This window comes from Comamonas sp. MYb21, from assembly GCF_037479395.1.
Classification (GTDB): Bacteria; Pseudomonadota; Gammaproteobacteria; order Burkholderiales; family Burkholderiaceae_C; genus Comamonas.
In genome coordinates this window covers 1-13,492 of the sequence record NZ_JBBGZC010000002.1, presented here as the reverse complement: position 1 = coordinate 13,492, position 13,492 = coordinate 1, and the positions used below count along the sequence as shown (strand labels likewise).

Below are 13,492 nucleotides of genomic sequence, written 5' to 3'. Positions count from 1 at the left end.
GCAGCCGATAGCACTATTCCACTGCTTGCAGGCAGGCCATATACAAATGAGTTTGCGAATAGAAACGATTCTCATTTATTATGTTTTTATTTGACGCTGCCTTGATGCCGAGCAAAGTGTTTTCCGTTTATCCCGTGGAGGCGAGCCAACCGTGCCAAACCCAGACAGTGACATCCATCCGTTGGTGCAGGAGCACGGTGTGATGCTGCGCCACTATGCTGCACTGCAAGCGCGCTGCACGGCCCAGGTCGATGCACTGCGCGCGGAAGTCGAGGCGCTGCGCGCCCAGGTCACCCAGCTGCGGGCCCAGGTCATCATGCGCGACAGCGCCCTCATCTGGGAGCGCGAGGACCGCCTGGTGCACCTGTCGGCCATCGCCAACCGCGCGGCCGTCACGGCCGTGCGCCGCTGTGTGGACCCGGCCGCGACGATGGAAGTGGCCGCCGTGCCCCCGCCGCCACCCGATGCCTATCTGCAAGAGCTGGGCCAGCATGCCACCAACCTGGTGATCTGCCAGACCGGCTGCATCAGCCACGGCGGCTACTGGCGCGAGCACGACCAGTGCAAGCGCCTGGGCAGCACCTGCCTGCTGGAAGACCCCCAGGCTTTTGTCCCCACAGAAACCGCCAAGGCCTCGCACGCCTGGGTAGTGACGGCGGCCAGCGTGCCCGCCAAGGAGCTGCCATGAGCTCGCGTTTTCCGTCCTCCGTATCGGGTCCGCTGCTGCTGCGCGAATGGGAGCGCCTGACCCAGACCGGCGTGGAAGCCAGCCGCGACAACCGCCCCGAGCAGGCGCTGGCCTGGCATGAGCATGCGCTGCGCGTGGCGCACCAGTTGTTCCACGATGCACCGGCAGGCGTTTGCGCCGATGACCGCCTGGCCGCCTTTGTGGTGGCGCACCTGAACCTGGCCGACTGCTTCACCACCCTGAGCCAGCCGATATCGGCCGGCGAGTGCATCAACTGCGCCCACCACCAGCTGCTGGCCTTGACGCGCGATGACCATGCCAGCGCCGATCTGCGATCGGCCGCCTGCAAGCACCTGCACCACACCTTTGCCGCACTGACCGAGCACCACAACCGCTGCGCCGCCCGCGAGCGCGAGGATGCGATGGAGCGGCAGGCCCACAGCGTTCCCATGCCTTCGGGCAACCCGCCGCCGGGCACGCTGCTGCACTGACAGCCGCCGCACCGGCATTGACCCACTGTTCTCCACTCAACAACTGACACACGATATGTCCTATACCCTGCCCAAGCTGGCCTATGCCTACGATGCCCTGGAGCCCAACATTGACGCCCAGACGATGGAGATCCACTACAGCAAGCACCACCAGACGTATGTGAACAACCTCAACGCTGCGGTTGAAGGCACGGAGTTTGCCAACCTGTCCATCGAAGCGCTGGTGGCCCAGGTGGAATCGCTGCCCGAGAAGCTGCGCCTGCCCGTGCGCAACAACGGCGGCGGCCATGCCAACCACAGCCTGTTCTGGGAAGTGATGTCGCCCAGCGGCGGCGGCCTGCCCCAAGGCGATGTGGCCAAGGCCATCGATGCCGACCTGGGTGGTTTTGACGCGTTCAAGGATGCCTTCACCAAGGCGGCACTGAGCCGTTTTGGCAGCGGCTGGGCCTGGCTGACCGTGACCCCTGAAGGCAAGCTGGCGGTGGAAAGCAGCGCCAACCAGGACTCGCCACTGATGCAAGGCATTGGCTCGGGCAACACCCCCATCCTGGGCCTGGATGTGTGGGAGCACGCTTACTACCTGAAGTACCAAAACCGCCGCCCTGAATACATTGCCGCTTTCTACAATGTGGTGGACTGGGGCGTTGTTGCCCGCAAGTACGCCGCAGCGCTGGGCAAGTAAGTCACTCCCTTTTTCGAGCACGCGAGCACGCACATGACCCCAGGCAACCAACCGATGGAAATGGACAACCAGCCCGACCCGCGCGATGACGCATCGCGCAGCACCGCCAGCCCTGCGCCCAAACCGGCGCTCAAGCTGCGAACCCGCATCGGTCTGCTGATCTGTGGTCTGGGGGTATTTGCGCTCGGCGCGCTCATCTGGGATGGCCTCAAAAACGAGCCCTCCGTGCGCAATGCGCTGCTGGGCGGCTGCATGGCCGCCCTGGCCACCGCCTTGGGCACCCTGCCCGTGCTGCTGGCCCAGCGCCCGTCGGAGCGCACACGTGACACCTTGTTTGGCTTTGGCGCCGGCGTGATGCTGGCCGCCTGCGCGTTCTCGCTGGTCATCCCCGCACTGGATGCCGCACGCGCCTCGAACATCTTTGGCGGCAGCGCCTGGGCTGCAGGGGGCGTCGTCGGCACCTCCATCCTGCTGGGCGGCATGGCCCTCTTGGTGATGGACCGCCTGCTGCCCCATGAACACTTCATCAAAGGCCGTGAAGGCGCCAGCGCCCAGCAGCTGCGCCGCACCTGGCTGTTTGTATTTGCGATCATCCTGCACAACCTGCCAGAAGGCCTGGCCATTGGCGTGGGCTACGCCGGCAATGAAGGCATGCGCGCCAACGCGCTCGCCATCGGCATCTCCATCCAGGATGTCCCCGAAGGCTTTGTCGTCGCCGCCGCACTGCTGGCCGTCGGCTACAGCCGAGGCTTCTCCGTCCTGCTGGGCATCGCCTCCGGCCTGGTCGAACCCCTGGGCGCCGTCGCCGGCGCCGCCATCATCGGCAGCTCCGCACTGCTCCTCCCCTGGGGCCTGGGCTTCGCCGCCGGCGCCATGCTCTTCGTCATCAGCCACGAAATCATCCCGGAATCGCACCGCAAGGGGCATGAGTTTTTTGCGACTACGGGGTTGATGGTGGGGTTTGTGTTGATGATGGTGTTGGATACGGCTTTGGGGTGAGGGGGTAGCGGCTGATGCCCTTCAAAGTGGGCCGTGTCGCACCTTGCCAGAGTCTCAGCAAACCTGTACAACCGCTTCTTTCGGGATGAAGGGTGGTGCATGCAGATTTCGAGAGTGTTGAGGATTAGCAGAGCGAAACTGCAAGGCGACCGCTCGTATCTGCTCGTGTTTGTCGCAGACACCGGCACCTATGAAGTGTTTCTCCCCGGTATGGGTTATCCCGGGATATTCACCGGCTTTGGTCCGCCTTCACTGCGAAGCCAGCAAACGGCAAACAGCTGGGTAATGGATTGGTCGAGCGCTGAACTCCTGGCATTGCACATTGAGCAGGTGATGGACACCGCAGGCGATGACCAACCCACGGCGCTGCTCATTCTCGATGCGTTGAAAGGCGGCGGACGCCGGGAAGCTGCATGTGCCAGCCCGGACAACGAGCTTTGAATTTGTCTGCCAGCTCCCGCCCCCCTTGAGACTTAACCATCTGGCGGACAGCGCCCCTTAACGGCCCGCCCATATCGCGTAGCCACCGAGAACAAGAGTTCAGCACTCATATTTCAGCGATCCCGTTGAGCACAGTCGCGACCTTCGCAGCATAGATAAACTTTCCACGCTGCGCGGGCCTTGGCTTGAAACGCCCCCCGGCGATACTAGAAATCTTCGCGCCTCAAAACTGAAGCTTAATAGGAGGTGCCATGACAAAAAAGCAGCCAGACTCTGAAGAATTCAAGATGGAGGCGGTCAAGCAGATCACGGAGCGAGGCCATAAGGTGGCCGATGTATCCGCTCCGATCGGTGTGAGCCAACACTGAATCGCCCCGGATTTTGTGGAGGCTCAACACTCTGAGAAGATTGAGCCATGAAGAAGTCGAACAAGTTTTCACCTGAGGTGCGTGAGCGCGCGGTGAGGATGGTGCAGGAGCACCGTGGGGAGTACCCGTCGCTGTGGGCAGCGATCGAATCAATTGCACCGAAGATTGGCTGTGTGCCGCAGACGCTGAACGAATGGGTCAAGCGCGACGAGGTCGACAACGGCGTTAGAGAAGGCGTGACGACCGGCGAGGCCCAGCGGATGAAGGAACTAGAACGCGAGGTCAAGGAATTGCGTCGAGCTAACGAGATTTTGAAGCTGGCGAGCGCGTTTTTCGCCCAGGCGGAGCCGGGCCGCCGACTGAAGTCTTGAGGGATTTCATCGACAAGCATCGTGACACCTTCGGGGTCGAGCCGATCTGCAAGGTCTTGCAGGTCGCCCCGTCGGGCTATCGGCGGCACGTGGCACTGCTGCGCGAGCCGCACAGGCGCTGCGCCAGGGCGCAACGCGACGATGCCCTCATGCCTGCGATTCAGCGCGTCTGGCAGGCCAACATGCAAGTCTATGGGGCCGACAAGGTCTGGAGGCAACTGAAGCGCGAGGGCACTGCTGTGGCGCGCTGTACAGTCGAGCGGCTGATGCGGCGCTTGGGACTTCGGGGCGTGATGCGCGGTAAGGTGGTGAAGACCACAATCAGCGATTCCAAAGCACCGTGCCCGCTGGATCGTGTCAACCGGCAGTTCCGCGCGCAGCGACCGATCCAACTGTGGGTATCGGACTTCACTTACGTGTCGACATGGCAAGGCTGGCTGTACGTCGCCTTCGTGATCGATGTGTTCGCCCGGCGCATCGTGGGCTGGCGAGTCAGCAGCTCGATGCGCACGGACTTCGTGCTCGATGCTTTGGAGCAAGCGCTGTACAACCGTCAGCCCAAGCGCGACGGCAGCTTGATTTGTCACTCCGATCGCGGCTCGCAATACGTCAGCATCCGGTACACGGAACGACTGGGTGAGGCCGGCATTGAGCCATCAGTCGGCAGCAAAGGCGATTCCTATGACAACGCTTTGGCCGAGACGATCAACGGCCTCTACAAGGCCGAGCTGATCCATCGCCGGGCACCGTGGAAGACCAAGGAAGCGGTGGAGTTCGCGACACTCGAATGGGTGTCCTGGTTCAACCACCATCGCCTGCTCGAACCCATCGGGTACATCCCGCCTGCAGAAGCTGAGGCAAACTATTACCGGCAACTCGCCAGTCAGACCGCCACGATGGCGGCATGACTTAAACCAACCAGCCTCCATGAAAGGCGGGGCGATTCACCTTGGACTTACTAAGGTGGACGCACTATAGCCATCATTCGACTTTGTAGTGAGCGTATGCCATAGGTGGTCCGCCCAAACCATGGGTCACCGCCAGCACTCACGGACTCAGTTCGTTTTGGATATCTGGCTACACCCTCCAAGCACAGGGGCAATGGTTGCTGTTGGATAATTCAATGATAAAAGCTGATAAAACCTAGTCAACAAACCACATCCGACCTATACGCGCATTTTTAAGCACCGGGAAAATATAAAATCCTTAAGACAAGAGAGGGACATTATGAATAATATACCACGCTTTCTACACATTACTGATGCTCATTTAAAACCTGATGGCTCAGAATTCAAGCTAGACGATAGAAAATCCTCCATTCCTCTAGAGCGCCAGACACGCGAATTGGCGATATCAAAGACACTAGAAAGATTAGCTGAGAATTTAAAAAAGAAAAGCCAAAATCTCGATGGCGTAATTTTCTCTGGTGACGCAATGAGTGCTGGAATAAAAGGCGGCGACAAAATCTTGCTAGACCTTATATGTGAACAACTTAGACCATTCGGAATTAGGCCATCCAATATAGTAGCAATTCCTGGAAATCATGATATACAACGAAGTGTTGCGCCAAGTTCCAATGAACGATACTCAAACTTCATCGAAGTATGGCGCGATAGAGGATGCATTACTCCTTGGTTAGACGGAATCGACGAAGAGTTTAACTATTCCAAGCATATCCTATTGGCACCAGATAAATCATGGGCAGTAATAGCTATGAACTCATGCAATTGGTCGCACGTAGATGCCATTTCCGAGGAATTGAAAGCTCTGTGGCCCTCTATTCCCGCATTGCTAGCCCCAGATGACAATGAACTTCAAAAAGAACTTCAAAAGGAGCTTTCAAGAATTGAACGCTATGACATGGCGAGAGTCTCCCCAGACCAGTTAGCTGCATTGCGTAGAATGTTAGGAGATATTCCAGCGCCGACTAACGGCAAGCAAATTCGAATTATGACCTTGCATCATCATTTGCTTGCACCGTCTCTGGTCGAAGAGGTAAAACCATTTTCGGACTTGAGCAACCTACAGCAAGTTCGAACATTCATAGCCGAACAATGTATTAATGTAGTCTTGCATGGGCACAAGCATGTCGGAAAAGCTTACAGCGATATAATTGAACTTGACATCAACAGCGCACCGCACCGATCCCTCATCATTTCAGGTGCATCATTTGATGGCTTACATCATTCAGATGCCATGCGAATTCTTGAGCTCGACGGCCTCCCTTGGTCTCCGGCATTAAAAGTAGTCCCGGTGGCAGTTCCTCGTGGAGGTATAAATGGAGCCGTATCAGTACCTGACACATATAGGTTATGGCCTACGATCGATGCCCCAAAAGAAGCCCCATTAGTCATTCAAGGTAAAGACTTCAATGAAGTTTATGCACGCGTCAAAATTGCTGCAGAAAAAGAGGCCAATGACAAGACACTAATAGTTCAGCTTGATCTTGAGGATTTCTCATCTGTAGAAAAGCTTCCTGACGATTACCCTCTCCTAACCCAAATGTCAGAAGAGAAACGAAAGGAGTGGTTAAAACAGCTGGTAGACTGGTGGCAACTTCCTCAATCACTTCTCCAAGAACGCGTTCCATATATTCATGGCACACGCCTTCACAAATACTCAAGCAATTTGGACCAAATCGAACGCGTTCGCAGTCTTCTCAAAAAAGGCTCTACTACCCGTGCAATCGCAATATTAATTGATCCCACGCTTGATTTTAAAGAAACAAGCGATAGCAGAAATGATTTTGCATCATTTTGCCTGGTCCAATTTGCCAGACGCGAAACTCTAGGAAAGGTTTATATTGACTGTATCGGGTATTATCGAGCCCAAGAAATGGTCAAATGGTGGCCAATTAATGTAGCAGAACTACTAGAACTTCAAAAACGGGTTGGAAGCTCTTTTAATGGGCAGCCAGGTCGCATAACTACCATTACGGCCTGTGCGCGTGCATTAGCACGATCGCCAACTCATGTCGCAATGCCGGCAATAGATCGCTGGCTTGATCAAACTCCCGAGAAGTACTTCGTTCTTGCGTCTGCGTTCTTAAAGAACAAGGCATTCAGTTTGAACGAGCGCGACGTTTTCAATGAATGGATGACCGCTCTTCATGACTTGCTAGAAACGCTGAAAAGCACGGGCGATGGCGGACCTGTCGTTGCAATCGAAGGACCAAGGCGTCTATCCATATATCTGAAGGCTGGAAGCGGCGACCGTTTGCCCCAATGCATTGAACTCGCAGAAACACTTGAAGCGATTGCAGACAAAGGGGAGGAAATTCCTAAACCAAATATAGGAAAAAAATGGTCAGACGTTATGTCAAAATTATTAGAAAAGGCGATTAAGCAGTGTAACCTGCTAGAAGTCTCTGGAGAAACCTCCACCTAATATGTTTACCTTTAAAAAGTCGAGCATCGAAAAGCTCAGTCGAAGATTGACTTATAAAAATATAAAGCTCTTGAACTCTCGGCACTTGGAAATATATGTTTAATATTTTTGATGCAAACACCGCTGACGAGCTTTGGCGCAAAGCGTTTATCGAGTTAAATTCCGAGAAATTGGAGCTTGAGTGTAGCCGGCTCGGTCCAATGAGAGAGCTACTTCATTGCAGTTTGCATCTACAAGATCCAAAGCAACGTTGGGTACTTTCTCGGCGCCCGGCAATAAATCCAGCATTTGCAATTGCAGAAGTTGTCTGGATACTTCTTGGCAAGAATGACTCAGGCTTCTTAAACTTCTGGAATCCCTTGCTGCCAAAATACGCTGGATCAGGACAAACCTATCATGGTGCATACGGGCATAGACTGAGATCGCATTTTGGTTTCGATCAGATCGAGCGTGCATACAGTATTCTTGAGTCAAATCCAGAGTCGAGACAAGTAGTACTTCAAATTTGGGACAGTCAATCGGATTTACCGCTAGCAAACGGCATCAGTAGAGACGCTGACATACCGTGCAACGTCATGAGCATGTTAAAGATTCGCTCTCAAAAACTTGAATGGCTCCAAGTTATGAGAAGCAATGATATTTTCTTGGGCACCCCTCACAACTTTGTGCAGTTTACCTCTCTGCAAGAAGTAATCTCAGGTTGGCTGGGAATTCAAATGGGCTCCTTTGTTTTAGTGTCCGATAGCCTTCATCTCTACGAGAAAAACTTCGATCAATGCACTTTTACTGATGTTATTACAGAGGCAAAAAACAATGATTCACTTGCCCTCTCCCGAACAGATTTTGTAAAAATTTTACCGATCCTTGAGGATTGTATGAATCGCATGCAGCTTGCTGAACTGAAGCCTAAGCAGCTGCTACGATTTATTGAGACACTTGAGTTGCCCAGCGGATGGGCCAACTACATGTATATCGCGGGAGCAGACGCTGCTCGTCGGAGATCTTGGAAGGATGAAGCTAGCGCTATTGCAGAGAAGTGTTCCAATCCGGCGCTAATACAGGCATGGTCAGCATGGCTCGAACGTTGTCAGGAGTAAATATCATGAGGTGCGATTGCGCACTGCGAATTCCAAAGCATCCTCTATTGAACCTTCGTTACTTATCTGGATGACCCTATGTATACTTTTCTGAACCGCAGCCAATTTTCTATACAGAGAAGCGCATCTCAGCCACGTATCTGAAACTGGAAATTCAAATGGATTACTTCGCTCCAAAAGAAAGACCACAGCCGGAAAATTCCCTGCCCAAGTATACTCTTCTGGACCAATTATCAAGCTCAACAAGGTATCATCTAGACCGGCAGTCTTTCCATAAACTGAGGTAGACCACCAAAATCTGTCAAGCACAACAGATTTTCCTGAAGTAAGAGCAGGAATAATTTTCTTCTGAATAGAATCTATATGCGCAGCAACGTGAAGCATTTGCAGCGCCGCGTTAGATGGCTCGGCAATTCCTAGATCCCGGGCAGAATGATGGATTTTATAGATCAAACTCCCTATAGTTCCGTCATCATTGCCAGGAAACGCCAAAAGGACGCAGTCCTCACCTATTTCACCGAGATGGTTGGCAAAGAGTCTTGATAAAGTAGATTTACCAACTGAGTCCGGCCCTTCAAAAACATACAACTTACCGCTGCTATTCATCATTTGAAACAGCCTCCACGCGCCCGTTAATCTGATCAGTGTAACTTAACATAATATGAACCTATGAGGATTTAAACACCTCTAGATATAACAATTCACAACTTAAGACCGATTACGCTAGCGATCGTGATCGAGCCTGCATGGCTTGCGCTCACCAGCCATCGCCCAATACCTTGCTCTTCCGCGATGATGAGTAATTGGCGATGCAATATGACTGATGGTGCCCCGCGTTGCTGGGAAACTACCTCGACATCGGTATACGAAACGCCATCGCCCCACCCTGTGCCTAGCGCCTTTAATATTGACTCCTTTATGGCAAAACGAGATGCCAGCTTGTCAATTCTATCCACCCCCTCGCCGACCGCAGCTAACTCTCCCAGAGTAAAGTAACGATCTAGGCAACTGTTTGCCTGCTTTGTGATTAACCGCGAAAAGCTGCTCATTTCGACAAGGTCCACCCCGTGCACAACCACATTTTGAAAATAAGAAAAATTAGGCTTATCAATCACCGCAGCATCTCCACGACAAAATTTACCCATAATGCGTTTAAGCATTTATATAAAAATTTATCTTATATTTAGATCTAAATTAACCTGAATAGAAACCGCATCTCGGGAATTAAAGGTAGACAATTTTTCCGAAAATTCCGCTTCAATCTTTGTATTTAACCCCCACTTGGGCGGAAACCAAGGAACCTCGAGGGGACCGGTAGGCGAAAATTTTTGCTTTATTCGTGTCCGTCCAGATATTCCAACTATATTCGGATGCGCAACGCGAGAATACTTATCTACCTCACAAAAAAGATTCTGGCAATCGATCAACTGCAAGCGCCGCCCCCACAGATTATCAAACTTTATACCAAGCCTGTTGAACTCCTGCTCTTGGTTATCAACCATAAGCCGAATTAGTTCCGCCTCATTAAGTCCAGCAGTGTAGGAAAAACACTTCTTCAATCCATCCTTAGCACCCGGCCCAGGTACGACGAAATCCATCTCTGTGAAGTCTGTGACTTCGCTATAGTTTATATCCGTTACGAACTGGTATGCTAGAAAGTCTCCAATAGTTGGATAGCTTCTGAACAACTCGAACGCTGCTTGCATTCGCTTAAGCGCCCCAAGTTGCCCTGCTAACCTATCAGCCATCATTCGCTCCAGTAGTCGCAAATGATTCTGATGTTTAGCCTTATGCCCAAAAGCGGAGCCGCCCGGGGGCATGATGTAGGCTGCAGAGTATATTCGCCCACCAGCTGCCATCGCCTGAGACAGCACCCTATCATAATTGTCAAATTTGTAATCTCTGAAGGTTATCGCCCCAAAGCTATGCTCGAGCAACTGCCAGGTCTCAATTTTATTAAAGAGCTTAAAAAGCAGCGTGCGAAAAAAAACTTCTTCAGGCGATTGAGGCAAATCATCACGATAAATCACATGTCGTATCAGATACTGACTCACTCTATCAGAGGCACGATATGCATTTGTAAATTTATGGATCGATATCAGTGGATCCTTTGTCCATGGCCCTGGCCTACCATTTAGTCTTTGAAAAAATACTTTCTGACGCTCCGCGGCGAATCGCCAGTATGTGTCAAAGACTGGTGTAACCTTTACCGGCAAGAGGTGTGCAGCATCCACTTCTGTAGATATTTCAGCCACCAAATCACTTTCTAAAAAAACGCTATTGCTCATAGACTGGACTGTCACGCTGAAATCTCTGAATTCATTGCAGGAACACTAATACCTTCAGAGACATCGGTCTGCGGAGAAAAAGCTTCGCGACACAAGGCAATCAATGGCTGCAGATCATGATCTGACTTAGATATACGCTCGAACTTTGCGACACCGACCACAACATTCATTCTTAACAGTTTTGTTTGCATTTCGTGGGCCATAAAAGCACCTAGCTGGGCTATGCCAAGATAATTTCCATATGCCTTTACAAACAGCTGCTGCGTCGCATAGAAGGCATTGATCACCAAGCCTTGAACAGTAGGCTCAAAGCTAACATGTTGAAGACATGGAAATTGAAGTTGTGCGTCAGCAATGTGATCACGCTCCGGATCAAATACACTAGCCTGAAACATCGATCGCCGAACTCCTTCGCGCCCTTCAAACTGAGAAAGAATCCACTCTAACTGATTCCCTTCGCAAGGACCTCGACCATATTTGATCAACCGCTCAAAATACAAGCCACGACGATTGCCGCGAGGGTTCATCGCCTGGTAGCGTGGAAATACATCCTTGTAATAATGAAATAACAAAGATCTATCACCTTGAGCAATTTTCCAAAGGCGCTGAGGGAATATGGTGAATGCTACATCTTCGACACTACGCATTTTCTTTGCGGAGAGAAGCTTATCGAGCGCAATGCGAATAGAGCGCGTTTCTGGAATCACGGACTGATCACCAAATCCTGTAACACTCAAGATTAGGGGCGATACTTCCAGGCCTGAATGATCCATCACGTGAATAACTGCTCTGGCCCATGCACGCGAAACATCCGCCTCGTCGATCAGAAGTGGGCCAATTGAATGGGAAAGCTTACTCATCAGAGGTCTCCTCAAGGTGACGGAATCGGGCCAGTCCAACATATTGACGTCTGGCGACACGGACATAAGTTGCCCATTGCGTCCCCGGTATAACCACTCGAGTTATGCCGCATTTTGCAGCGCGGAAAAGTCGACCCGTGGCCAGATCGCGCTCTGGCACAAGCATTGAAGCATCCACGACCACCCCTGGAGGGAGAGCTAAGAGTGCATCCTGTTCCATATCCAGCGTTGACGAGGTCCAGTATTGATCTGCGATGGTAACTGGCGTAGAAACGACCTCTCCCAGCAGTTCAGTTCGGATCATTTTGGGTGTGATTCGTCCCAGCCGATCACGCTGAACCAAACTTATCATATTGAGGCTGTAAGCTAGATGATTTACTAAAGTCGCTTGACCCACACCAAAATTGCAAGCAATTGCATACATATCCAGTGCTGTTGCGCTATTCGGATTCAGATTTCTTTTAGCGAATGCCTGCCGTAGCCCCAACGTTGGCATCAAAAGAAAAGATGCAAACGAATCGGCCAAAATTTCGTTTGGAGGGCGGTCTGCATTGTTAGCTTGGTCCTCTCGCAATTCCTCAATTGTCGAACCGTGTCCAAAGATGTGATGACCCAACTCATGAGCGCATGTGAAAGCTCGTCTGCCCAATGGTCGGAGGGCTGACAGATGGATGCGAGGCTTCGGAGTCCGATCATACATACCCTCCATATTTATGTCATTAAAGCGCACAGCAACGTCATGCAGTTCACATATCCTATACACGCAGGCGGGGCTTTTAAGGTCCAACCCCGTCCTTACGCGAGCAGTAATTGAGGCCTGCATACCTTGCATTACCAGGGCTTTTCGTTCTAAAGACGTTATTCTTGAAATTAGCGCGTTCATTTCTCTGCCCCTCTGTCTCCTGCATCTGAACTACGCATCGACGCTAATAAACGCAGTAAGCGATCGAGGTCGTCTGATTTCAGTTTGCTCAATTCGCGCGCAGCTAGCTGCAATCGTGGGTCGTTCATTTCTAATTGCTCGGAAGTTTCACCCAGGAGCCAGGACACGGTCACATCGTAAGTTTCCGCAAACTTCACGAGCTCTTCAGCAGTAACACGACGATGGCTAGCTTCAATTTCTGAAATTGTCGGGCGGTGCATCTGCAATAACTTTGCTACCTGTCCTTGAGAGAGGCCTGCGGCCTTCCTGGATTCGCGTAAGCGGTAAGCGATTGCCATACGCTTGGTATCTACGCCGTCTGTCATCTAGCATTTACCTTCATAGATTCTGCTTGGCCTTGCGCTTCGGTGAGCGCAAGAACTTTGGCAACAATTTCGTCAACACTCAGGGCGATGCACGAATTCTCTTGACGAAAGATGTTTACATCATTGGCAATAGTGATCCCCAACTTCGCACCCAGCATGCTCACAGCGACAGGCCAGATCTTGCTGTCGAATTCTGGCAACACCTCAATAGGCTTAGTCTCCCCGTTGAGGGGCGGACACTTGAGCTCACTTGTCGTCTGAATGAGCTGTAGAACCTCTACTAGTGTTTCCTGAATCAAGACGGTATCCATTTGATCCTCCGTTGGAGCCAATACGGCTGGTAAGAATATCTTACCACTCCCGATCTAACGTTGCAAGATGGACCATGGTGGACTGTGGACACAGTTAGCGATTGCTCTCGCACAGACGCCTAGATGACTAAGCCCGCGTGGGTAGCTGCCAGATTGTCCACGCCGTTAATCATCTCAATCCTGTTGAATCGCCCCGGGTTTCCTAGACACCTCTGAGCCTCAAATCTGAGGCCCAATAGGAGGTGCCATGACGAACAAGCA

15 protein-coding genes and 1 other annotated feature are annotated in these 13,492 nt (G+C 52.0%); of the genes, 8 read left to right on the top strand and 7 right to left on the bottom strand.

Annotated features, from left to right (window positions below; genetic code table 11):
- Window positions 1-202: 202 nt before the first annotated feature.
- The 8 genes from WH367_RS03070 to WH367_RS03035 all read left to right on the top strand — a co-directional run bounded on the left by WH367_RS03070 (window position 203) and on the right by WH367_RS03035 (window position 8,524).
- Complete coding sequence (locus tag WH367_RS03070) at window positions 203-688, top strand: DUF2325 domain-containing protein (RefSeq protein ID WP_445228069.1); 486 nt, start codon at window positions 203-205, stop codon at window positions 686-688.
- A complete protein-coding gene (locus WH367_RS03065; protein ID WP_339534157.1) occupies window positions 685-1,179 on the top strand; it encodes a hypothetical protein in 495 nt (164 codons plus the stop codon). The genes WH367_RS03070 and WH367_RS03065 overlap by 4 nt, the downstream gene beginning before the upstream one ends.
- Before the next feature lie 55 nt (window positions 1,180-1,234).
- Window positions 1,235-1,861 (top strand): superoxide dismutase, encoded by a 627-nt coding sequence (locus WH367_RS03060; RefSeq protein ID WP_339534155.1) that lies wholly within the window; start codon window positions 1,235-1,237, stop codon window positions 1,859-1,861.
- A 60-nt stretch (window positions 1,862-1,921) separates the two neighbouring features.
- Window positions 1,922-2,860 (top strand): ZIP family metal transporter, encoded by a 939-nt coding sequence (locus WH367_RS03055; protein WP_445228068.1) that lies wholly within the window; start codon window positions 1,922-1,924, stop codon window positions 2,858-2,860.
- 99 nt (window positions 2,861-2,959) lie between these two features.
- Entirely contained in the window at window positions 2,960-3,301 is a 342-nt protein-coding gene (locus WH367_RS03050; protein WP_339534154.1) for a hypothetical protein, read from the top strand.
- 415 nt (window positions 3,302-3,716) lie between these two features.
- Window positions 3,717-4,948 (top strand): IS3 family transposase gene (locus WH367_RS03045; RefSeq protein WP_445228060.1). Its coding sequence is split into 2 segments (ribosomal slippage): window positions 3,717-4,008 and window positions 4,008-4,948, totalling 1,233 coding nucleotides; the frame shifts between segments, so codons are not numbered across the junction.
- Window positions 3,995-4,111, top strand: a sequence feature (AL1L pseudoknot). Its footprint overlaps the gene before it by 117 nt.
- A 319-nt stretch (window positions 4,949-5,267) precedes the next feature.
- Window positions 5,268-7,427, top strand: coding sequence for a metallophosphoesterase (locus WH367_RS03040; RefSeq protein WP_339534151.1), 2,160 nt, complete (start codon window positions 5,268-5,270; stop codon window positions 7,425-7,427).
- A gap of 95 nt (window positions 7,428-7,522) precedes the next feature.
- A complete protein-coding gene (locus WH367_RS03035) occupies window positions 7,523-8,524 on the top strand; it encodes a thymidylate synthase (RefSeq protein WP_339534150.1) in 1,002 nt (333 codons plus the stop codon).
- A gap of 3 nt (window positions 8,525-8,527) precedes the next feature.
- On the opposite strand, the gene WH367_RS03030 is transcribed toward WH367_RS03035, so the two are convergent.
- From WH367_RS03030 to WH367_RS03000, 7 genes are all read right to left on the bottom strand, one after another.
- The gene (locus WH367_RS03030) at window positions 8,528-9,133 is read right to left on the bottom strand and encodes a dTMP kinase (RefSeq protein ID WP_339534149.1); all 606 of its coding nucleotides are present in this window, start codon (window positions 9,131-9,133) and stop codon (window positions 8,528-8,530) included.
- Between the two features lie 92 nt (window positions 9,134-9,225).
- The gene (gene acpS, locus WH367_RS03025; RefSeq protein WP_339534147.1) at window positions 9,226-9,684 is read right to left on the bottom strand and encodes a holo-ACP synthase; all 459 of its coding nucleotides are present in this window, start codon (window positions 9,682-9,684) and stop codon (window positions 9,226-9,228) included.
- A 12-nt stretch (window positions 9,685-9,696) separates the two neighbouring features.
- Window positions 9,697-10,812, bottom strand: coding sequence for a nucleotide kinase domain-containing protein (locus WH367_RS03020; protein ID WP_339534145.1), 1,116 nt, complete (start codon window positions 10,810-10,812; stop codon window positions 9,697-9,699).
- A gap of 11 nt (window positions 10,813-10,823) precedes the next feature.
- Window positions 10,824-11,672, bottom strand: a complete 849-nt coding sequence (locus WH367_RS03015; protein WP_339534143.1) for a thymidylate synthase — start codon at window positions 11,670-11,672, stop codon at window positions 10,824-10,826.
- On the bottom strand, window positions 11,665-12,495 hold the full coding sequence (locus WH367_RS03010; protein ID WP_339534586.1) for an ImmA/IrrE family metallo-endopeptidase: 831 nt from the start codon (window positions 12,493-12,495) through the stop codon (window positions 11,665-11,667). The genes WH367_RS03015 and WH367_RS03010 overlap by 8 nt, the downstream gene beginning before the upstream one ends.
- Window positions 12,496-12,551: 56 nt before the next feature.
- Window positions 12,552-12,893, bottom strand: a complete 342-nt coding sequence (locus WH367_RS03005) for a helix-turn-helix domain-containing protein (RefSeq protein ID WP_339534141.1) — start codon at window positions 12,891-12,893, stop codon at window positions 12,552-12,554.
- 23 nt (window positions 12,894-12,916) lie between these two features.
- Window positions 12,917-13,231 (bottom strand): hypothetical protein, encoded by a 315-nt coding sequence (locus WH367_RS03000; RefSeq protein ID WP_339534139.1) that lies wholly within the window; start codon window positions 13,229-13,231, stop codon window positions 12,917-12,919.
- Window positions 13,232-13,492 lie beyond the last annotated feature (261 nt).

What these genes read in the sequence shown, in the direction of transcription:
- WH367_RS03040 (WP_339534151.1), top strand. Translation starts at nt 5,268, where the DNA reads ATGAATAATATACCACGCTTTCTACACATTACTGATGCTCATTTAAAA.
- acpS (WP_339534147.1), bottom strand. Translation starts at nt 9,684, where the DNA reads ATGCTTAAACGCATTATGGGTAAATTTTGTCGTGGAGATGCTGCGGTG.
- WH367_RS03065 (WP_339534157.1), top strand. Translation starts at nt 685, where the DNA reads ATGAGCTCGCGTTTTCCGTCCTCCGTATCGGGTCCGCTGCTGCTGCGC.
- WH367_RS03000 (WP_339534139.1), bottom strand. Translation starts at nt 13,231, where the DNA reads ATGGATACCGTCTTGATTCAGGAAACACTAGTAGAGGTTCTACAGCTC.
- WH367_RS03020 (WP_339534145.1), bottom strand. Translation starts at nt 10,812, where the DNA reads ATGAGCAATAGCGTTTTTTTAGAAAGTGATTTGGTGGCTGAAATATCT.
- WH367_RS03015 (WP_339534143.1), bottom strand. Translation starts at nt 11,672, where the DNA reads ATGAGTAAGCTTTCCCATTCAATTGGCCCACTTCTGATCGACGAGGCG.
- WH367_RS03035 (WP_339534150.1), top strand. Translation starts at nt 7,523, where the DNA reads ATGTTTAATATTTTTGATGCAAACACCGCTGACGAGCTTTGGCGCAAA.
- WH367_RS03005 (WP_339534141.1), bottom strand. Translation starts at nt 12,893, where the DNA reads ATGGCAATCGCTTACCGCTTACGCGAATCCAGGAAGGCCGCAGGCCTC.
- WH367_RS03070 (WP_445228069.1), top strand. Translation starts at nt 203, where the DNA reads ATGCTGCGCCACTATGCTGCACTGCAAGCGCGCTGCACGGCCCAGGTC.
- WH367_RS03055 (WP_445228068.1), top strand. Translation starts at nt 1,922, where the DNA reads ATGGACAACCAGCCCGACCCGCGCGATGACGCATCGCGCAGCACCGCC.
- WH367_RS03010 (WP_339534586.1), bottom strand. Translation starts at nt 12,495, where the DNA reads ATGCAGGCCTCAATTACTGCTCGCGTAAGGACGGGGTTGGACCTTAAA.
- WH367_RS03030 (WP_339534149.1), bottom strand. Translation starts at nt 9,133, where the DNA reads ATGATGAATAGCAGCGGTAAGTTGTATGTTTTTGAAGGGCCGGACTCA.
- WH367_RS03050 (WP_339534154.1), top strand. Translation starts at nt 2,960, where the DNA reads ATGCAGATTTCGAGAGTGTTGAGGATTAGCAGAGCGAAACTGCAAGGC.
- WH367_RS03060 (WP_339534155.1), top strand. Translation starts at nt 1,235, where the DNA reads ATGTCCTATACCCTGCCCAAGCTGGCCTATGCCTACGATGCCCTGGAG.